Source organism: Halomicronema hongdechloris C2206 (assembly GCF_002075285.3).
Taxonomy (GTDB): domain Bacteria; phylum Cyanobacteriota; class Cyanobacteriia; order Phormidesmidales; family Phormidesmidaceae; genus Halomicronema_B; species Halomicronema_B hongdechloris.
Map to the genome: position 1 here is coordinate 2,642,956 of NZ_CP021983.2, position 20,036 is coordinate 2,662,991.

Sequence of the window (20,036 nt, forward strand, 5' to 3'; positions counted from 1 at the left end):
AGATGATGGCCATAAATGCAGCAGCCCTGCTTCAGGGGTAACCGAGCCGGGCTGTGGCTAGGGTGCCCTGAGGCTCCCCATAAATTCCCAATAACTACTATGATGAGCCCCACAGTCTATGTAACGCCATGGAGGGTCGCGGCAAACAAGCTAGTAGCTAGCATCAAATCTCTGGTTAAGCCGCCGTGAACTTCTTGGCCATAGGCCTGCGCGCAGCGTTTCGCCGTAGGAGGCCGCAAGATTCCGCGCTCGGTGATCAGCCCCCACCAGGGTATGGGGCGTGACGTCAAAGGCGGGGTTGCGCACTGCCATTCCTACCGGGGCGGTGCGACGCTGGCCGAGGTGGGTGACCTCGTCCTGCGCCCGTTCCTCGATCACGATGGCCTCGCCGCTGGGGTGTCGAAGTCGATGGTGGAGTAAGGGACAGGCGACGTAGAAGGGAATCTGAAAGTATTGGGCCAGAATCGCCACCCCCAGAGTGCCGATCTTATTGGCCACATCGCCGTTGGCGGCCACTCGGTCGGTGCCGACGATGACCATATCGATGCAGTCCTGGGCCATGAGCGTGGCGGCCATGTTGTCGCAGATCAAGGTGACATCAATGCCGGCCTGCTGGAGTTCCCAGGTGGTGAGACGGGCCCCCTGCAGCAGGGGGCGGGTTTCGTCGGCATAGACCCGAAAGGATACCCCAGCCTCGTGGGCCAGATAGAGGGGGGCCAGGGCGGTGCCCAGTTCGGCGGTGGCCAGGGCCCCGGCATTGCAATGGGTGAGAATGCCCATGCCAGTCTTGATCAACGGACGGCCATGGTCACCGATGCGGCGGCAGAGCTGCCGGTCTTCCGCGTGGATTTGGATGGCAGTTTGCTCTAGGGCTTGATAGATCTCGGGTACAGGCTGCTGGTGCAGCTGCCGGGCCTGCCTCAGCAAGCGCTGTAAGGCCCAGTGTAGGTTCACTGCCGTGGGCCGGGCGCTGTCCAGGTAGGCGGCCTGGGTGTCTAATTGAGCCAGAAAGTCTTCATGGGTAAGATGCTGTTGCGATCGCATCGCCAGCACCAAGCCATAGGCCCCGGCAATGCCGATGGCGGGAGCTCCCCGCACCTTCAACCGCCGAATCGCGTCCCACACCTGCTCTACGGTGGTATAGGGGTCGATCACGGTCTCCAGGGGCAGGCGGGTCTGGTCCAGGAGGTAGAGGGTGCCATGGTCCCAGCGGACCGGTTGCGGCCGTTGCAGAGCAGTGTTTTTCATGAGTCTTGGGGAGCATGCCATACGGCCTATAGTCTACCGTCCTTAGCCAGCCGGCGACTGGCTTGCTCTTCCTAGTTGTCCTCGCTCATCCCACAGCGAAGCCATCATACTGACGCATAAACGGCGCGTGATAGGCCAAGACAATGTCACTTTTGGGGATTCCTAGGTTTACTAATTCATTGGCCACTCCAGTTTCTGTGCCGTCATATTGAATCCAGACTTTGTCATCAATCAAATCGATGTGAAGCAATGGTCCAAAAATACGTCGATGCTGATTCCAGCCCGCATGGAATACTTGATAGTGATGGTTCTTGCTGTCAACGCATATGCCGACCTGAATATCACCATTGGCAGGTTTAACTCGACCATATTCTTCCAGCACCTGCTGAATTATTTGTTGATAATTTGCTAATTTATCCACTCTAAAATCACCTCCCCAGTTGGTTCGTAGACCAAGATACTCATCCGCAATTCCTGAACCACTTGAGATGCAAATCTAGCCAAACTGTCTGAATGAGAAGCTAATGCTGCCTTCTACCTTATATTAGTCCCCAGCGCTGGCGGTTCTGGTATTGCTGTAATCGCTGTTGAAACCCCTGCCAGTACTGCTCCAGGGCTTGGGGGGTGAGCCAGAAGGTCTGGGCGGGTTGATCGGCCAGGGCGATGGCGATCAGGGCATGCTCTACGCGGATGCCGTAATCGTCATAGACCTGGTTCACCGCCGCTCCATAGGCGGCTGCTACCTGCAGCCAATAGTCTTGCAGCCATTCGGGCTGCTTGGGTCGGCGGGCCGTCTTCCAATCGCAGAGGCAGAGCTGGCCCCGATACCTGACCAGGGCGTCGGGAATACCGGCAAACCCCTGATCATGCCAGACCGCCCCCTCTACCAGTAGCACCTCCTCGGTCTCTGCCAAGACCGGCTCTATGGAGGCCCAGTAGTCGTCGAGATCATTAGGCAGTGCCGTCGTCTCTCGGCGCAGGTGGGCGGCGATGTATTTGTGCAGCCGGGTGCCGGCAGAGGAGGCTTGGACGGTGATGCGGTGGGCCGTCTCGTGACCAACGGCTTGTCGCCACTTCTGCAGAGACACCCGCGCCTCTGGGGGTTTGGTGGCCGAAAGGATGGTAGTGACGCCGGGATAGGCACGGCCAGCAATGCTATAGAGGCGGCGCCGCTGCTGGCGCACGGTCTGGGCCTGGTAGTGGGGCAGCTGCATTGGCGAGGGAAAATGACCGGTATGGGTTGGATGTACGAGAGACACATCCTCACGTTAACCGCTTTCACCGGTGACCATATGCCACCCAAGCCCAGCGTCACCCCGAAAGCCACCGATCCTGAGGTTACCGAACCCATGGCTATAGGAGGAGGTTGGCCTTCGATTCCTGACTTTGCCGGAACTTATTTTAGATATGACCAAGCTTCACAAAATCTCTATCCATAGCTCCAACAATTGTTGTCCCAATGGCCTATTCTCGAGTAGATGGACGACTGTGATTTCACTATGGGTCATCTCTACCTGGTAAAGTCCTTTATTCCAACACCCCAGGGCGATCCAGTGGGGAGGCCATAACAAATGTGTTTGCAATACTGGGCTCAAGTGAATCCGTTGAGTACTGTCCCGCGTCCTAATCTGTTTATCATTGGTGCCATGAAGGCTGGCACCACGTCCCTCCATGGCTATCTCAACGCCCATCCTGACATTGTCATGTCAGAGCCGAAGGAACCTTGCTATTTTGTTCATCCCCAGGAACTTAATTGGCCTCAGATTGAGCAGCTGCAGCTATGGCAAAACGAGGCCAAGTATCTGGCACTATTTCCCGACGCCACTGAGGCCAAAGTGATCGGAGAGTCCAGCACGCCCTATGCCAAGTTTCCTGCCATTGGCCAGATTCCAGAGCGCATTGCTCGGTTTAATCCAGAGGCCCGCTTCATCTATGTCCTTCGCGATCCGATCGAACGCACCATCAGCCATTATCTTCACGAAGTGCGTCGGGGCAATGAGCACCGAGATATGGTGACAGCGATTAGCCAAAATCCTCTGTACACCAGCGTTAGCGACTATGACCTACAGCTGCGTCAGTACTTGAATTACTTTGACTTGCGACAGTTTTTAGTCTTAACCTTCGAAGCCATGACGGCAGATACGCCTGGTACTATCGCCCAGGTCTTCGAGTGGTTAGGCGTTGATAGCTCCTTCCAGCCGCCTAATCTCACCAGTAAAGCCCACGTTACTCCTAAGACGTTCTATCAAAAAGGCAGGCTGTATCGGCTGAGATATTCCTGGCCCTGGAATCAAATAGCCGAGCTCTTGCCCAACCGAGTTAGAAAATTGGGACTCAAGACCCTGATTCGAGAGGTCGATCGTGATGCTGAGCTGGTACACAAGCAGGCGGTAACCGACTATCTCAGGCCACTCCAGCAATCCCAGGTACGACGACTCAGCCAATTGCTCAACCGAGAGTTTCCGGAGTGGTCCGTGCTCTGGGGCCCCGATGCAGGTGCCAGACGGGCTCTACGGTCAGTGGGGGAATAATAAAGTCATTGTATCGACCTATCTGCTCAAGTTGGGGGACCATGGTGTTCCCATGATTGATTTGACAGCATAGGGTGATGGCGCTGAGGCTGAAGAATCAGGGGGAACTGCGTATCGCCCGCCACAGCAGGTGACCGTGCCGGCCCACGGCTCCCATCAGCCCGACCCGCACATCATTGGGAGCCCGACCAAATAGTCGCAGCATGGCCCGCACCAGCTGAGCTGGTGCCAGGGTATCGGCCAGGAACCCCGCCCAATCCCCCTGGGGCAGATGGAAGAAGGTATTGAAGAAATGGCGCAGTCGGGCCTCGTCAAAGGTCATCAGGGCCTGCAGGCCAAAGAGATAGAGATAGTGCTTACGCAGTCGATCGCTGGGCCAGAGGGCCTGCCAGGCTGCCTGGGCGACGGCGTGGGGAGTCGTGCAAGTATCCAGGCCAGTGGCAATGCCCTGAGCCAGGGTTGGGGCCCGCCGCAACATCGCCCCTAGGGTATAGCCTGTGGCCGGATGCACCATGCTGGCGGCGCCACCGAATCCCACCACCGGCTGGTCTAAACAGGGTAAGGGCAGATTCATCGGAAACAGGCAGTGCTCGATGTGATGCACCTCTGTGACCTGCACCTGCTGCCAGGCCAAGCGTTGCCGTAGGCGCTGCTCTAACGTCTTGAACGAGATGGCAGGACAGTGGGCCAGGGAGGTCTCTTCCACGAAGAAGATGCCATCCCCCAGATCCATGGCATAGAGAAAGGTAGGAGGCTGGTGCCGCTGGTCAGCGGAGAGGTGATCACTGCGGTAGTCCATCAGGACAAATTGATGCGGCGCCACCGGTGGGGCTGAGAACCGACCCACGATGCCGTAGGCGGCTTGATAGGCGACTGGCCAGGCCTGGGGACGGCGGACAAATATGGGCTTATGGCCACTGGCATCCACCACCACTCGAGCGTTGAGGGCTGCCCCGGCCTGGGTGGTAACCCGAGCCTGCTGAGAGTCATGCTCCAGGCTGTCAGCAAAGCCCTGGTGCCACACCACTCCTCCCCGTTGACACTGCGCCAGCAAATGGTCCTGTAGCTGAGCCTTATCGATTAGGCCGTAGACTCGGGGCAGGGCCAGCGCTTGGGAGCCAAAATAGGCAACACAGTTCTGCCAGCGATGGCCCAATAGGTGACTCAGACCTAGGGTCTCTAGCTCATCTTCCCAGATACCATAGGTATTGGGCCAAGGGGCCGAGGGCGGGTGAGGCGCTAGCCCTTGCACCTGGAGTCCGGCCCCACAGAGGGCGGCTGCCATACTCAGGGCGGCAGGCCCTCCCCCAATCACTAGTACATCAAACACCGGACCTCCTCTTGGGAACACATCGCCGTTGCCCCTCCCCCCAGCGCCGTCTTAGCATTATCCCAATCCACTGCACACCAATTAAAGACACAATCATTGGGTCTCAATGCCGGCTAGGGACGTAGGGCTGATTTTTCTCGGCCTGGGAAAGATCTGACCAGGTCAGGTCATGGCGGAGCAAACGACCATTGGGGCCGACGATTTGACGGGGCAGTTGTGGCAGCTCAATCACCTGGCGGGTGCCCATGTCATAGGTGGTGTAGACCGTGGTGGCTGGCCCGAAGTCAGGGAAAAACATATCGAGTACGGTCAAGGTCTGCATGGCGGCATCGGTGCGGCCTAGCCAGGTGCGCGGGCCGCTGCCGGCGGGATAGTAGGCGTGGTGATGGCCGCAGATATAGCTATGGACGTTATGGCGCTCCAGCAGCGTCTGCAGTCGATCGGCCTGGGATAAAAATTCGCCGGTGCGATCGCGTCCTTGGGAGACGGCATAGAGGGGTAAATGCCCCATGACGATTCGTCGCCGACATCGTTGGGCGGTGGTGCTAGCCAGACTGCGGTCAGCCCAGGCGATCTCTGGCGCCGAGACCGTCGCCGAGGAGGCATCCCAGACCAGATAGAAAATGTCATTTTGCTGGAAACTGTAATAGAAAGGGAATCCAGCTCGATCCACATAGGTCAGCCCTAGCCGATCTTGACGGGGCCTCCAGTAGGCCGCCGCTAGCTGCCGCTCTTGGGCGAAGGCATACTGGCCCTGCACCCGACTACTGGAGGCATCATGGTTACCCAGGGTAAAGCCAAAGGGAATGCCAGTGGCTTGCAGGGGAGCAAAGACCTTCTGATCAAAGGCCGCCCACATGGCTGTAATCTCGGCCTGGGTCAGGGAGAGGCTCTGCCCCGCCACCATATCGCCAGCACAGAGAATCAGATCGGGCTGCCAGTCTGTCATCACCTGCACCGCCTGTTCCACCTCGGCCCGATAGTGGGTAGACCCATAGCGGCTGTTGATATCGCTGAAGACCACCAACCGGACATCGCCGCGGCGAGGGGCAACAAAGCCTGGAGGAGCGATGGCAGCCGCCGCAGTTTGTGGGCCACCGGGGTACTGGGGAGACCATAGCAGCGGCTGGTACCAACCCGGTTAGGGTCTCCGCCTGGCCCATGGCTCGACGGGTAACGGCGGCGGATGTCCCTGCTAGGGCAAGCCCTCCCCACCGTAGCAACTGACGCCGTTTCAGGCCCATGATTGTTGGTCCTCAGGTATCGTTCTCAGGCTACCACTCTCTGGGAGACCCCCAATAGACTGCAGCCCAGGATTGACGGCCATTGTATGTATAGCATTGGCCAACCAGCTTAGGGCGCGGCGGACACCGCATCAGTGACCAGCTCCCGATCTAATGATTGCCAGACAGTCTGCAGCAAGGTGTCTAGGCCCGCCTGGGTCACGGCTGAGATGGTCTGGACTGGCTGGCCACTGGCGGCCTGCAACATTGGCAGCAGCTCGTCTAGGATCTCCTGGGGGACGGCATCGACTTTATTTAGGGCCAGGATCTGGGGCCGCTCTACCAGGCCGCGGCCGTAGGCGGCTAACTCCTGCTGAATCGCCTGGTAATGGGCTACGGGATCGGCAGCAGTAGCATCGACCAGGTGCAATAACAGCCGGGTGCGCTCGATGTGGCGCAGAAACTCGTGGCCCAATCCGGCCCCCTGGTGGGCCCCCTGGATCAGGCCGGGGATATCGGCGAAGACGGTACCGTCACCACTGGGCCGCCGCACTACCCCCAGATTGGGAATCAGTGTCGTGAAGGGATAGTCAGCAATCTTGGGGCGGGCGGCGGAGAGAGCGGCAATTAGGGTGGACTTACCGGCGTTGGGCAATCCAATGATGCCCACCTCGGCCAGCAATTTGAGTTCTAGCCGGAGTCGCCGTTCTTCTCCCGGCAGCCCGGGCAGGGCGGTTTCCGGGGCGCGGTTGCGGTTACTGAGGAAATGGCGGTTACCCAGCCCTCCCTTGCCGCCTGGGGCGACGCAGAGCCGTTGCTGGGGGGTGACTAGATCGCCCAAGTACTCATTGCTGTCGGCATCGTAGACGACGGTGCCACAGGGAACCTGCACTACGTAATCGGCACCGGAGGCCCCGGTGCGGTTCTTGGGGCCGCCCCGCTGGCCATTTTGGGCTTGGAAGCGATGGGCATAGCGCACATCCAGCAAGGTCTGGAGCTGGTCTACCGCTTCTAGATAGACAGAGCCACCATGACCACCGTTGCCGCCGGCGGGTCCCCCGGCGGGGACATATTTCTCGCGGCGAAAGGCGACTAGCCCATCACCACCATCCCCGGCTTTGACGCTGATTTCTGCCTGGTCGATGAACTGCATGGGGTAGGGGTAGGTCTTAATTACTGTTGTTGCAGCCGCATGAGGACGCGACGAATGCGATTGGCCAGGGCCTCATCCTCGCGGTGAGCGTTGGTGATGGTATTGAAGCGATCTGGGGGGTGAGGCCGTTGGCTTCAACGATTTCCTGGGCGCGGTTGCAATAGTTGACCAGGAGTTCCCGCACTTGCGATCGCAGCCGCCGCGGCACCCGATTTAGGTTACGAGTACTGGTACAGCTCATGTCGATCTGGTTAATGTCGACATCGACCTGCATCAGCAAATCTTTGATCTCGGTGTAGGTAGTGGTGCGGGGGCCTTCCATCTGCAATACGGCCCGGGCATAGCTCATGACCTCGTCATCGGACACCGTGGCCTGGGCCCAGGCCGTCGCCGGCACCATGGTCGGCAGAGAAGTGGAAGTGGGGGGCTGCCAGCTCAGGCCCGAGGCCACGGCCGCCATGGCCACCGCGCTGGCTATCGTTACCGATCGCAGGGCAGCACCGTAGCGCCCCATCCTGTTGGTGAAATAATGCTGTATTACCATGATCCTGTATGGCTGACTGTACTGTTGTGGTTGTCCAGTTATGTCATTTGATTCAGCTGCCATGAGGGGTGTTCCCCCCCAGGGTAAAATCTTCACGGTTGTGAGGGTTAGCCAAATAACTGACTAATCTCAATGAGTGTTGTCTGTAGTGTCGCTTGCTGATCACGCCCCTGCTTCAAGCCAGTTTCTAACTCTAGCAGATGTGACAGGGTTTGTTTCAAGGCAACCAGGGAGAAAACCTGTACCTCTTTTTGCAAAAAGTAAATGCGCTTAGGATTGCCCACCTCTCGGCTGCCTGGGCAATGGTGCGAGCATCGCGTTCGCCGGCCTCGGTGAGCAGTTTTACCCAGAGCCAAGTGCGGAATTGGCTGACTAAGACCGCCACAATCCGCAGGGCTGGTTCATTGCGATTCAGCAGATCGTTCACCAGGGTCAAGGCCCGGCTGGTCTGCCCCTGTCCTAGGGCCTGGGCCAGCTGCAGGCTGTTCTGACTACTGGCGGTGACGAGATCGTGTACTACGGCTGCCGGTAATGGCTGTGTCGACGGTTGCCAGTAAATCGCCAGTTTCTGCAACTCATTCCACAACTGGCGGGTGTCGTTGCCGATGGCAGTGGTTAGGGCAGTGGTGGCCTCTGGGCTAAGGCTGAGGCCAATTTTCTGGGCCATCTGGGTGACCTGCTGGGCCAGTTGCTCACGCTTCCAGGGGGGGATGGTGGCAAATTGGCGGAGTTCCCCATGGCGCTGTAACAGTTTGGTAAATTTGGCCCGGCCATCGGGTTTGTTGCGGCTGGTGAATAGCAGCACCGTCGACTCGGGCACCTGGGGCAGGGTCCGTTCTAGCTCTTGTAAGACCGCCTCGGGGCAGCGTTGGCCCAGGGCGGTATCTTGCAGCCAGACCAGCCGTTGGCCCAAGCCAAAGGGGGGGGTCATGGCCTGGTTCAGGGCCTGCAGGGGAGCATCGGGTGTCTCTGGCCCTAGCTTGTCGAAGTTAAAGCTGGCCCAGTCGGCCGCTAGGGTGCGATCGCACAGGTCCGCCACCGCTTGGCTGAGGCGAAATTCATCATCTCCCCAGTAAAAATAGATGGGCATACTCGACAGGGGCTTAGGGCTATCTATATCCTAAGTGAGCTAGCGCCCATCACTGCCGCGTCCCCGTCTCCTATGGCCTCCCTGCCCCATCACCCGATCTTGGCCCAAAGCTTTGCGGTAATCGACCAGGAAATGGGTGACCATGACTTGCCCCCGGCGGAATATGCGGTGCTACGGCGGGTGATTCACAGTACCGCCGATTTTGACTTCGCCCAGCTGCTGCGGTTTAGCCCCGATGCCATTGCCCAGGGGCTGGCGGCCCTGACCGCTAAGACCCCGATTGTGGTAGATGTGGGCATGGTGCGCCAGGGCGTGCAGGCTATGGTGCAACGCACCTTTGACAATCCATTGCTGGCAGCCATCGATCTGGTGGCAGCGCCCCGGCCAGGGTGTACCCGCAGCGAGACTGGCCTGTTGAGGGCCTGGCAGCAGTACCCCGAGGCTATCTTCGTGATTGGCAATGCCCCCACTGCCCTGGTGGCCCTGTGCGATCGCATCGCCACCAGCGAGGTCAAACCAGCCCTGGTCATCGGGGTGCCCGTCGGCTTCATTGGTGTCATTGCCGCCAAACAGGCCCTAGCCCAAACCCCAGTTCCCCAGATCCGCGTCGACGGTCGCAAGGGGGGCTCCAGCGTGGCCGCCGCCATCCTCAATGCCCTGTTGGTGCTGGCCTGGGAGGCCCAATCATGATCCATGTGGTGGGGATCGGCCTCGACGGCTTGGCTGGACTATCGGCAAAAACCCAGGCCCTGGTGGCTCAGGCCCAGTTGCTGGTGGGGGCGCCGCGCCATCTAGCCCAGTTTGCTGACAGCCAGGCCGAGCGCTGGCCCCTGGATAATTTTCGCACCGCCATCGAGGGGCTGCGGCAACGGCTAGCCAGCCCCGATCCCGGCCTTATCGTGGTGCTGGCGTCAGGGGATCCCCTGTTCTTCGGCATTGGCCGGTTGTTGTTGGAGTCTTTCCCAGCGGAGCAACTCAGCTTCCATCCCCATCTCAGTGCCATCCAACTGGCCTTCAGCCGCATCAAGCGCCCCTGGCAGGGCGCCACCCTGGTCAGTGCCCATGGCCGCTCTCGCCAGACCTTGGTGCAGGCACTACAGCGAGGCGATTCCCTGATTGCGGTCCTCACCGATGGGGTGCACCGTCCCGATGCGATCGCACGGTTGCTGCTGGATATCGATTTGCCGGGGCATTACCATCTCTGGGTCTGCGAAAACCTGGGGGGCGAGGCCGAACGGGTCCAACGGCTGACCCCGTCGCAGGCAGTCCGGGGTGACTTTGCCCCCTTGAATGTGGTCATCCTGGAAAGACACCCTTCCCCACCCCCGACTACCATTCCAGATTTCGGCATCCCCGATGGAGACTTCCTCAGTTTCGAAGACCGCCCCGGCCTCATCACCAAGCGAGAAGTGCGGCTGCTGGTCTTGGGAGAACTGGCACCGCAGCCCCATCAGGTCATCTGGGACATCGGCGCCGGCACCGGCTCCGTCAGCATCGAGCTCGGGCGTTTAGTACCCACGGCTCGGATCTATGCCATCGAAAAAACGGCCATGGGGGCTACCCTGATCCGGCAAAACCTTGACCGCTTCGGGGTCACCAATGTCACCATCATCCATGGCAAGGCCCCTACAGTCCTGGCCGATCTGCCTGCCCCCCATCGCATCTTCATCGGCGGCAGTGGCGGCCAGCTCACCCCCATCTTAGATACCTGCCGAGCTAAAATCGTGCCTCCCGGCCCCATGGTGCTGGCCCTCGCCACCCTAGAGAGTCAGGCCCAGGTGCTGCAATGGCAGGCGGAGCATGGAACCACCTGGCGCTCCCAACTGTTGCAAGTGAATTTGGCCCGCTCTACCTCGGTGGGTTGCCTGACCCGCTGGCATCCCCTGAATCCGGTGACCATCGTGACTCTGACGTCATCAGAGCCCCTACCTGCTTGAGCTTCTTGCCTAGATAAGTCTAGTCTGTGGTGTAGGCTCTAGTTTTCTGCATTGGGCGCGGCAACCGCGCCCAATGCTGTCCCCTTACCCTCTATCCGCTATCGGCCTACTTGCCCGCCCATCCACCGTTTTGACAGGGAGCCAAACCATTCACTCAAAACTCAAAACTCAAAACTCAGCCCTGCAGGCAGGCTCCGCCTTTCTTGAATGCCGTTAGGCCATATACCCCATCACCCCATTACTCCCCCACTCCCCTACCCTTTCCCAGCCTGCCCTCAGAGAGCCCTTCCATGTCCCAGCGTCCTCATTCCCTAGCTGATTTCGACCCTGCTATTGGTCTCGGGCCTCCTGCCCAAGTCGATCTGGGCCGCTACGATCAGTCCTGGTTTGAGCTGGGACGTCCCCGCTGGGTGATGTTGCTGTGGTGGCTACTGCAGGCCATCGTCTTTCCCCTAACCCCTCACCATGGCCATGGTCCTCGCCGGGCCCTGCTGCGACTATTCGGGGCTCGCATTGGCCGAGGCGTGATGATTCGCCCCACCGCCCGCTTCACCTACCCCTGGAAAGTGGCCATCGGTGATTACAGTTGGATCGGCGACGATGTAGTGTTCTATAGCCTCGACCACATTCAGGTGGGCTGCCACTGTGTGATCTCCCAGGAAAGCTACCTCTGCACCGGCAGCCATGACTTTCAAGACCCGACGTTTAATCTCCGGACAGAGCCAATTTTCATCGAAAACGGAGTATGGGTGGCGGCTGACTGCTTCATCGGCCCCGGCGTATGTATTGGCGCCAACACAGTGGTGGGAGTACGCAGCAGTGTATTCAACGATCTACCAGCGGGTCAGATTTGTTGGGGAACTCCTTGCCGACCTCACCGTCCGAGAGAGGTAAGGGCGTCTACCAGAGAATAATCCCAGTCGAGTTCTCTCAGCATCGATGCTCATTGACTAGACCATTAGCCCCCACAGTCATGGTGCTATCTCCAGCACAGCTGCAGGCAATTGTAATCTTGATACCCGTTGTCAATGAGATCCAGACACCCTAGATATCAGACCTTGCAACCACATCTCACTCAACCGGAATTACTCCCAGCAAACTATACGGCTAGGCCTACGAAGCCAACATCAAGCTAGGCAACAGCCCGCGACCTCAGGATTAAGTCTAAACGCGCCTTACGTCACCAATGGCCGGGTGATCTGTACAAAGCTCCACACTAGCGGATGTTGCGATTAATTTTTGATTGAATCCGCAACCATGACTGGGGTCATATCCCTGACCCTATCTATGGGTATACACGTACGCAGTGGTCGTATGTATTGATTGTGGGCGTATAGATCGCCTGCCGCCCTGAATGGCGTGACACTGGTGCGGTGCTCTACCGGTTCTCGGCAACTCTATCATCAGGGCCTTTACAACATGACTGTAATCCAGCTCCTCAATATCACCCTGCACAATCTCACTCAGACCGATTTGCTGCACAGGCTACACCCCTATCGCGGCGGTGGCGTGGTGGTTACTCCCAATGTGGACCACTTGATAAAGCTGCAGTCGGATGAAGAGTTTTACCGGCTGTATCAAGCCGCCGACTATCGCGTCTGCGACAGTCAGATCCTGTTCTATTTTTCCCGCATTCTAGGTACCCCGATTCGAGAGAAGATCACCGGCTCCGATTTACTGCCGGCCTTCTATCGCCATTATGGCCAAGACCCAGAAGTGCGGCTATTTCTGCTGGGGGGCTTGCCCGGCACTCCAGAGCAAGCCCAGGCCAAGATCAATGCCAAGGTGGGGCGCGCCATGGTGGTGGGGGCCTATTCCCCGCCCTTTGGCTTTGAGAAGGACCCGGCTGAATGTCGGGCCATCCTCGAGCGCATCCGACAGTCGGGGGCGACGGTGGTGGCAGTAGGCCTGGGGGCGCCCAAACAAGAAAAGTGGATCTTTCGGTACAAGGATCTACTGCCTCAGGTCAGCACCTTTCTGGCCGTCGGGGCCGCCATCGGCTTCGAGGCCGGCACCGTGGAGCGGGCTCCCCGTTGGATGAGTGATGTGGGTCTGGAGTGGTTCTATCGCTTGCTGTCAGAACCCCAACGGCTATGGCGGCGCTATGTGCTCCAGGCCCTGCCCTTTCTGGGCCTGATTCTGGCTCAGAGATGTCGTCTCTATCGCAATCCGTTTACCGCTGGTGCCCAGCCGGCCTCGACGCCGCAGACCAAGCTGGTGCTCAGAGCCCTAAAGATCCTGTAAAGACCTGGTCAAGCGGGAGGATGGCACCGCCAGGGTCAGTAGATTTTAAGGAAAAGGCCACGGCATCCAACCCGATCACGGTCCCTCACAGGCAGAGGCTTCACCCCTAGAACTATGGACGGCAAAACCTACCAGGATTACGTCGAAGAGATTGACCTGCAGCGCTACTGGCTAGTGCTGAAACGGCGCTGGTTGCCAGCTAGTCTGGTCTTTGCCGCCTGCGTAGTCGCCGCCGCCTTGGTGGGCCTGAGTCAGAAAGATACTTACCAGGCTAGTGGAAAACTGCTGTTTCAGGTGGATCGCTCCACCTCGCTGACCGGGGTGGGTGATGAAATTGGCGATCTGGAGGCAGTCAATCCCGTCAACAGTGACCCCCTCTCTACCCAAGCGGCCATCTTGAGTTCCTTACCAGTGCTCCAGGAGGCCGTCAATGCCCTAGACCTCCAGGATGCCAAGGGCAACTCGATCCCACCCGATGTGCTCAGACGGGGGCTGACCATTGCGCCCTTAGAGGGCACCGATGTCTTGAGGGTCGCCTATCAATCGCCCAACGGTGAACTATCGGCGGCGGTGGTGAATCAGGTGATGACCTCTTACATCGAGCGCAACATCACCATGAATCGCTCCGAGGCGACGGCCGCCCGGCAGTTTGTGCAAGAGCAGTTGCCTAAAGCCGAGGCCGAGGTGGAGCAGGCTGCCGAGGCGCTGCGCCAGTTCAAGGATCAAAACCAGATCATTGCCTTGGAAAGCGAAGCCAATGCCGCCGTCAGCATGATTAATAATTTAGAGACCCAGATTGGTCAGGCCCAAGCGCAATTGGCCAGTGCCATCACCCGCACAGGCGAACTGCGGCGGCAGCTGGGCATTCCCCTGGCTCAGGCCCGTCAAGTCGATTCGTTGAGTCAGTCGCCGGGGGTGCAGCGGATCTTAGAAGACTTACAGGCGGTGCAGACCGAACTGGCCAGCCAGCGCAGCCGCTACACCGCTAGCCACCCTCTGATTGCCAACCTAGAGCGGGAACAGGCCTCCTTACAAACCCTATTGAACCGGCGGGTGGGAGAAGTATTGGGCACCCAGGCCAATATTTCCCCTGGCGATCTGCAAATGAGTGAGTTGAGCCGTCAGCTCACCAGCCAGTTGACCGAGGCCGAGGTGAATCGCCTCAGTTTGGCCAGCCAAGTGCAGGCGTTGCTGGACTCGCGCCAGGCCTATATCGAATGGTCTCAGGCCTTTCCGGCCCTGGAGAAACGGCAATTGGAGCTAGAACAACGGCTATTGGCGGCCAAGACCAACTATGAAACCCTGCTGGTGCGACTGCAGGAAGCCCAACTGGCGGAAAACCAGACCGTAGGCAGCGCCCAGATTCTAGAACCAGCGGCACCGCCTCGCTTTCCGGTGGGGACCAGCACCAAGAAATATATCGCCGCCGGTGGGGCCGTAGGATTGCTGCTGGGGGTGGCGATGGCCTTCTTCCTAGATTTAATTGATAAGTCCATTAAGACGGTCAAGGATGGCGAAGCCCTGCTGGGCTACACCCTGCTGGGGTTGATTCCAAAGTTTGGCCTACTTGGCAACGACGGTCCAGATCTGGAGTTACCTGCTGGTGAGGGCATTTCGCCCCGGGTCATCGCCTTCAGCCAGACCCAGCCCATGGTCACAGCAGCCTATCAGATGCTGCAGGCCAACCTGAAATTCATTAGCTCTGATACCCCTCGCCGGGCACTCACCCTCACCAGTTCTGTGCCTCAGGAGGGCAAATCAGAAGTGGCCGCCAACCTGGCCGCCACCATCGCCCAGACCGGCAAACAGGTGCTGCTGGTGGATGCCGACATGCGATCGCCCTGGCAACATCATCTCTGGAATGTCGTCAATCAGATTGGCCTCAGCCACGTGTTGGTAGGCGAAGGGCATTTAAACCAGGCCCTGCGCCCGGTGGCCAATAACCTCACCCTGCTCAGTGCCGGAGTGACGCCACCAAACCCCCTGGCTCTGATCGACTCGGAACGGATGGCGGCTTTGGTCAGGACCTTGGCCAAGCGCTATGACTATGTCCTGTTCGATACGCCGCCGTTGATTGGAGCCGCCGATGCGGCAGTGTTAGGACGGGCCACAGATGGGGTATTGCTGGTGCTGCGGCCACGGCTAGTGGATTCCGCCAGCGCCCAAGCGGCCAAGTCCCTGCTGCAGCGCTCGGGGGCCGAGATCTTAGGGATGGTGGCCAATGGCGTTGATATTCGCCATGAGCACGATGACTATGTCTCCCACGTCAAGGCGGGAGCCTATCCCTACGGTCAGCGGCGGGACGCATCTACGAGTAACCTATCGCCGATATCTACTGAGCTCTCTGACAAGACCTAAGCCATGATCACGCGTTGGATTCCCCTGATGGCCGCGTCGGTAGGACTGTGGCTAACCTTTCCGATGGCCCCAACCCGGGCAGTGACCGAGGCGGTGGGTGCTCTCCCAGCCACGGCCCGAGCCGACTATGTCTTAGGTCCGGGAGACCAGGTGGCCATTTCCATCATTGGCTACGAGGAATTTACCGGCTCTCGGGTGATCTTGCCCGATGGCACCATCTCCATGCCATTAATCGGCTCGGTGGCGGCGGCAGGCCGCACTACGGAGGCATTGGCAGCGGAACTCACGGCCCGGTTGGGGGTGTATTTGGTCAACCCGGTGGTGGATGTCAGCCTGACGGTGTTGCGGCCGGTGGTGGTCACAGTGGCAGGGGAGGTCTATCGCCCCGGCCCGGTGCAGTTAAGCAGCCTCACCCAGGCCGATACGCGGCTAGATACCAATTCTCGCATTACCTCGTCGACCAATACCCCGACCCTGGCCTCGGCCCTGACGGCGGCGGGAGGCGTGCAACGCACGGCAGATGTGCGCCAGGTGCGGGTGCAACGCACGTTGCCTACGGGGCAGGTGACTAGCTATACGGTCAATCTCTGGGAGGCGATCGTATCGGGTACTCAGGCGGACAATCTGGTGTTGCGGGATGGGGATGCCGTCTATGTGCCAGCAGCCGAACCAGGAGATGTGGACCCGCGGTTGGTGGCCAGTTCTAGTGTGGCCCCGTCAACGGTGCGGGTGCGAGTGATTGGGGAGGTGAACCGGCCGGGCCAGGTGGAGGTGCCACCCAATAGTTCGGTGTCGGGGGCGGTGGCGGTGGCCGGTGGCCCCACCGATGATGCCCGCCTCAAGGAGGTGGTGCTGGTGCGGTTGAATGACCAGGGCCAGGTGGAGGAAACGGTGTTGGACCTGCGCAATATGGTGGATGCGGAGCAGGTGCAGGACGGGGACGTGGTGCTGGTGGCGAAGCACGGGTATCTAAATGTGCTGGATGGCATTGGTCGGGTGATTCAGGGGGTATTTCCGCCCCTGAGGCTGCTGGATGTGTTGGGGACGTTTGATTAATGCTGATTCAAGTGCAGTCTATTGAGGGCTATCCATGTCTAAATCTCCTGATTTCATCATTATTGGCGCCATGAAATGCGCGACGACAACGCTTCATGAGCAACTTGTGGCTCAGCCCGGCATTTTTATGACCGAACCCAAGGAGCCATATTTCTTTAGCAATGATGAGATTTATAGCAAGGGCTGGCAATGGTACCAATCTCTGTATGCAGGGGCACAGCCAGAGGATATTTGTGGGGAATCGAGCACCCACTATACGAAATTGCCAACCTATCCGAAAACCGTTAAACGCCTGATCCGACATGTGCCCAATGCTAGGTTCATCTATGTCATGAGAGATCCGGTTGATCGACTGGTATCTCAGTATATTCATGAGTGGACTCAGCGACGAATATCTAGTGATATTAACCAGGCAATTTACGAATTTCCACCGCTGATTGAATACAGTCGCTATAGCATGCAATTAGCACCTTACTTTAGGGCATTCGGGCCAGAGAGGGTGCTACCGGTATTTCTGGAGAAACTCAAGTCGAATCCCCAGGCGGAATTAGAAAGGGTATGCCGGTTCATTGGCTACGGGCAACATCCCGTCTGGAACAGCGACTTGGATCAACGGCATGTCTCGTCTGATCGAACCCGTAAGAGTGCCTGGCGGGATGCCCTCGTGGAAGCCCCTGGCTTACGTCAGATCCGAAGAGCAGTTGTACCCAAGCCTGTGCGCAATTGGGTCAGAAGCTGGTGGCAAATGAAGCAGAGGCCTGAGTTAAGTGAAAAAGCCTTAGTTTATATCAAAACAGTGCTGGATAAGGACCTAGACATTTTAGGGTCTTGGCTAGGGCTAGATTTGAATTGCGATAACTTCAAGCCAACGGTGCTGAACAGTCCAGAGCATTGGATTAATATACAGCACTTGGCTGAGCAGTTCTCGAGCAAAGAAATGGTCAGCTAGTTGGCCGATGGCAGCCCTAAATGGCCTACCGAATTTTGGTGGAATGTTGTGATCTATTTACAGGTATTGGATGCCTTGCTCATCGGAATATTCCTGGTTCTCAGTATTCCGGTGCTGATGCTAGCAATTGAGGTGATAGCGGCTACATGCGTGCCTCAGTCATTATCTACTAGCCAAGCTCCTAATCATGCTTTATCGGTAGCCGTCTTGATTCCGGCCCATGATGAGGAAGCCTGTATCGAGACGACTATTCAGACAGTTCAACCCCAACTCGGTCAGAAAGATCAACTGGTGGTGGTTGCCGATAACTGTACGGATAAGACGGCTCAAATGGCTAGGGATTTGGGAACCGTTGTCATTGAGCGAGTAGATACGCTGAAACGCGGCAAAGGCTATGCCTTCGAGTTTGGCATAGGATATTTATTGGATAATCCGCCTGATGTGGTTATTTGCATTGATGCGGATTGTCATATGAGTCCAGGCAGCATCGCAGGCCTAGTGGCTCAAGCCCATGGGACTCAAAGGCCGGCTCAGGCAATCTATCTGATGGAAACACCGTCGGCCCCCAACTTGAAAAGCGCGGTTTCGGCCTTTGCATTTAAGGTTAAAAACCTGGTCAGACCCTTGGGATTGTATGGCTTAGGGCAGCCATGTCTGTTGACTGGTACAGGCATGGCGTTTCCCTGGAAGGCTATCCGTAGCATTGATCTGGCCACCAACTCCATTGTGGAGGATATGAAGATTGGGATCGACCTTGCGATCGCACATCACCCACCCCTGCTGTGCCCCCAGGCTAAGGTGCTGGGACGCTTACCGAGCCAGCAGGAAGTAGCCAGCCAGCAACGAACCCGCTGGGAACACGGTCATTTACAGGTAATTGCCAGTTATCTTCCCGTATTGCTGAAAGCAGCCTTCACCCAGGGGCGGTTTGATCTACTCATACTTGCTGTGGAACTAGCCATACCTCCCTTGACGCTGTTGGCCCTCATGCTAGTAGCCCCATGGGGACTGGCCATGGGGCTAGCCTGGGTGCACCACACGATCTGGGCACTGGCCGTCGGCTCAGCTAACATCCTCGTTTTCACGGTTGCATTAACCGTTGCCTGGTTGAGATATGGACAGGAGGATCTAAACCTCTGGGACATGGTGAAACTACCGGTTTATTTGTTGTGGAAGCTCCCCATTTATTTGCGGTTTCTGACCAGTCCAGAGCGCGAATGGAAACGCACCAGCAGAGGGAATTAATAGTTTGGCTTACTCAGCGTCAGTGATCGAGGGAGGCTATGCTTTGATAACTGTTTCTCTGGTGAGCGGCGCTGATATAAATTCGTGGAGATAACGGTAGCGCAATACAATACCCAGAAGATATTTAGCAGAAACGTCAGCAGACTCTCAGTCATGTTATAGAGCAACAATAGACTTAATAATCCCAGAGGCCAGAAATCCTCTGGCTTACTGCCCTTGTAGGCAGTTTTTAAGGCATGCCAGTAGGTCTTAACCAGAGAAACCAGAAATAGAGATAACCCGACGAAACCCACGAATAGGGTCATGTCTAGAAAGCCATTATGGGAGTGAGGTGGCAAGTAGCCCCGCCCTAGTCTGAGACCAATTTCGACTCGTTCAGTAGCGTCTGGTGCCCAAAACCCCATCTGCCCATAGCCTAAAATAGGTTGCTCCATAATCTTTTGGATGACGCCCCCCCAAATTAAGGTCCTACCCGATAAGGTTGGATCCCTGCCGAGACTAGTAATTAACGGTGCCCAGTTACTCGCAATGACAGTAACTATAGAGCCCAAAGTAAGCACTGTCAGATCTAAGAGCAGTAGCGTTGGTTTGCCTTTCCAAATAAACTTTTTATAGAGGGATAAAGAGACGAGCGCAACTATAAAAATAATTAACCCCGACTTAGAGGTCGATAGAATAATCATGGCAATAGACAGCAGTAGCCCGGCTCTAGCCAATAAACTCTCCTGGGGATTCTTATTCTTGCTGAGCAAACAGAAAAAGGCCACTAGCGTCAGGGTCATATAGGCTGAGAAGGTATTCTTGTGGCCATAGATTCCCTTCCAAGATCCGGCATGAACTCCCCCTAGCTTGATCCCGACTCCAGGCATGGCGATCACCGCAAATAGACTTAAAAGGGCACCGATTCCTAATACCACAACGATTAATCGCAACTGCTGCTTAATCGTGAATCGCGACCCGAAATAGATGCCAAAGGCTGACATGGGGATAAACTCACCCCTGAGATTGTCGAATGTTTGCGCTGGATAAGCAGCCCAAGCTAACGACGCAATCACCAAAAATATTAATAGAGCGAGTACCCTACTGCGTTTCAGGGCACAAAGAGTAAGATGCAGGCGTTTAGCCAGT

The 20,036-nt window shown here is 57.5% G+C and carries 18 protein-coding genes; 9 read left to right on the forward strand and 9 right to left on the reverse strand.

Annotated elements, in window-relative coordinates; genetic code table 11:
- Window positions 1–150: 150 nt before the first annotated feature.
- The 3 genes from mtnA to XM38_RS11950 form a co-directional block, all read right to left on the reverse strand.
- Window positions 151–1,248, reverse strand: coding sequence for an S-methyl-5-thioribose-1-phosphate isomerase (mtnA, locus tag XM38_RS11940; RefSeq protein WP_256995594.1), 1,098 nt, complete (start codon window positions 1,246–1,248; stop codon window positions 151–153).
- An 85-nt stretch (window positions 1,249–1,333) separates the two neighbouring features.
- On the reverse strand, window positions 1,334–1,669 hold the full coding sequence (locus XM38_RS11945; protein ID WP_080814268.1) for a XisI protein: 336 nt from the start codon (window positions 1,667–1,669) through the stop codon (window positions 1,334–1,336).
- A 118-nt stretch (window positions 1,670–1,787) separates the two neighbouring features.
- The gene (locus XM38_RS11950; RefSeq protein ID WP_088431659.1) at window positions 1,788–2,462 is read right to left on the reverse strand and encodes a PD-(D/E)XK nuclease family protein; all 675 of its coding nucleotides are present in this window, start codon (window positions 2,460–2,462) and stop codon (window positions 1,788–1,790) included.
- 390 nt (window positions 2,463–2,852) lie between these two features.
- On the opposite strand from XM38_RS11950, the gene XM38_RS11955 reads away from it, so the two are divergent.
- Entirely contained in the window at window positions 2,853–3,779 is a 927-nt protein-coding gene (locus XM38_RS11955) for a sulfotransferase family protein (RefSeq protein WP_080814290.1), read from the forward strand.
- 97 nt (window positions 3,780–3,876) lie between these two features.
- On the opposite strand, the gene crtL is transcribed toward XM38_RS11955, so the two are convergent.
- The 5 genes from crtL to holA all read right to left on the reverse strand — a co-directional run bounded on the left by crtL (window position 3,877) and on the right by holA (window position 9,119).
- Entirely contained in the window at window positions 3,877–5,109 is a 1,233-nt protein-coding gene (gene crtL, locus XM38_RS11960; protein ID WP_080814270.1) for a lycopene beta cyclase, read from the reverse strand.
- A 103-nt stretch (window positions 5,110–5,212) separates the two neighbouring features.
- A complete protein-coding gene (locus tag XM38_RS11965; protein WP_225889464.1) occupies window positions 5,213–6,133 on the reverse strand; it encodes a metallophosphoesterase family protein in 921 nt (306 codons plus the stop codon).
- A 329-nt stretch (window positions 6,134–6,462) separates the two neighbouring features.
- The gene (gene obgE, locus XM38_RS11970; RefSeq protein ID WP_088429961.1) at window positions 6,463–7,485 is read right to left on the reverse strand and encodes a GTPase ObgE; all 1,023 of its coding nucleotides are present in this window, start codon (window positions 7,483–7,485) and stop codon (window positions 6,463–6,465) included.
- A gap of 16 nt (window positions 7,486–7,501) precedes the next feature.
- On the reverse strand, window positions 7,502–7,999 hold the full coding sequence (locus tag XM38_RS11975; RefSeq protein ID WP_187329386.1) for a DUF4168 domain-containing protein: 498 nt from the start codon (window positions 7,997–7,999) through the stop codon (window positions 7,502–7,504).
- A gap of 247 nt (window positions 8,000–8,246) precedes the next feature.
- On the reverse strand, window positions 8,247–9,119 hold the full coding sequence (gene holA, locus XM38_RS11980) for a DNA polymerase III subunit delta (protein ID WP_306441502.1): 873 nt from the start codon (window positions 9,117–9,119) through the stop codon (window positions 8,247–8,249).
- A 72-nt stretch (window positions 9,120–9,191) separates the two neighbouring features.
- On the opposite strand from holA, the gene XM38_RS11985 reads away from it, so the two are divergent.
- The 8 genes from XM38_RS11985 (at window position 9,192) to XM38_RS12020 (ending at window position 18,908) form a co-directional block, all read left to right on the forward strand.
- The gene (locus XM38_RS11985; protein WP_080814275.1) at window positions 9,192–9,809 is read left to right on the forward strand and encodes a cobalt-precorrin-8X methylmutase; all 618 of its coding nucleotides are present in this window, start codon (window positions 9,192–9,194) and stop codon (window positions 9,807–9,809) included.
- On the forward strand, window positions 9,806–11,056 hold the full coding sequence (gene cbiE / locus XM38_RS11990) for a precorrin-6y C5,15-methyltransferase (decarboxylating) subunit CbiE (protein WP_088429966.1): 1,251 nt from the start codon (window positions 9,806–9,808) through the stop codon (window positions 11,054–11,056). The genes XM38_RS11985 and cbiE overlap by 4 nt, the downstream gene beginning before the upstream one ends.
- A gap of 290 nt (window positions 11,057–11,346) precedes the next feature.
- A complete protein-coding gene (hpsU, locus tag XM38_RS11995; protein WP_080814277.1) occupies window positions 11,347–11,970 on the forward strand; it encodes a hormogonium polysaccharide biosynthesis acetyltransferase HpsU in 624 nt (207 codons plus the stop codon).
- A gap of 505 nt (window positions 11,971–12,475) precedes the next feature.
- Window positions 12,476–13,300, forward strand: coding sequence for a WecB/TagA/CpsF family glycosyltransferase (locus XM38_RS12000; RefSeq protein ID WP_080814293.1), 825 nt, complete (start codon window positions 12,476–12,478; stop codon window positions 13,298–13,300).
- Between the two features lie 114 nt (window positions 13,301–13,414).
- Complete coding sequence (locus XM38_RS12005) at window positions 13,415–15,658, forward strand: GumC family protein (protein WP_088429968.1); 2,244 nt, start codon at window positions 13,415–13,417, stop codon at window positions 15,656–15,658.
- Between the two features lie 3 nt (window positions 15,659–15,661).
- Window positions 15,662–16,714, forward strand: a complete 1,053-nt coding sequence (locus XM38_RS12010; protein ID WP_080814280.1) for a polysaccharide biosynthesis/export family protein — start codon at window positions 15,662–15,664, stop codon at window positions 16,712–16,714.
- Window positions 16,715–16,748: 34 nt separating this feature from the next.
- Window positions 16,749–17,663 (forward strand): sulfotransferase family protein, encoded by a 915-nt coding sequence (locus tag XM38_RS12015; RefSeq protein ID WP_080814282.1) that lies wholly within the window; start codon window positions 16,749–16,751, stop codon window positions 17,661–17,663.
- A 150-nt stretch (window positions 17,664–17,813) separates the two neighbouring features.
- On the forward strand, window positions 17,814–18,908 hold the full coding sequence (locus tag XM38_RS12020; protein WP_225889300.1) for a glycosyltransferase family 2 protein: 1,095 nt from the start codon (window positions 17,814–17,816) through the stop codon (window positions 18,906–18,908).
- On the opposite strand, the gene XM38_RS12025 is transcribed toward XM38_RS12020, so the two are convergent.
- Window positions 18,905–19,891 (reverse strand): O-antigen ligase family protein, encoded by a 987-nt coding sequence (locus XM38_RS12025; protein WP_187329387.1) that lies wholly within the window; start codon window positions 19,889–19,891, stop codon window positions 18,905–18,907. The two genes, XM38_RS12020 and XM38_RS12025, sit on opposite strands and share 4 nt — an antisense overlap.
- Window positions 19,892–20,036: the final 145 nt, after the last annotated feature.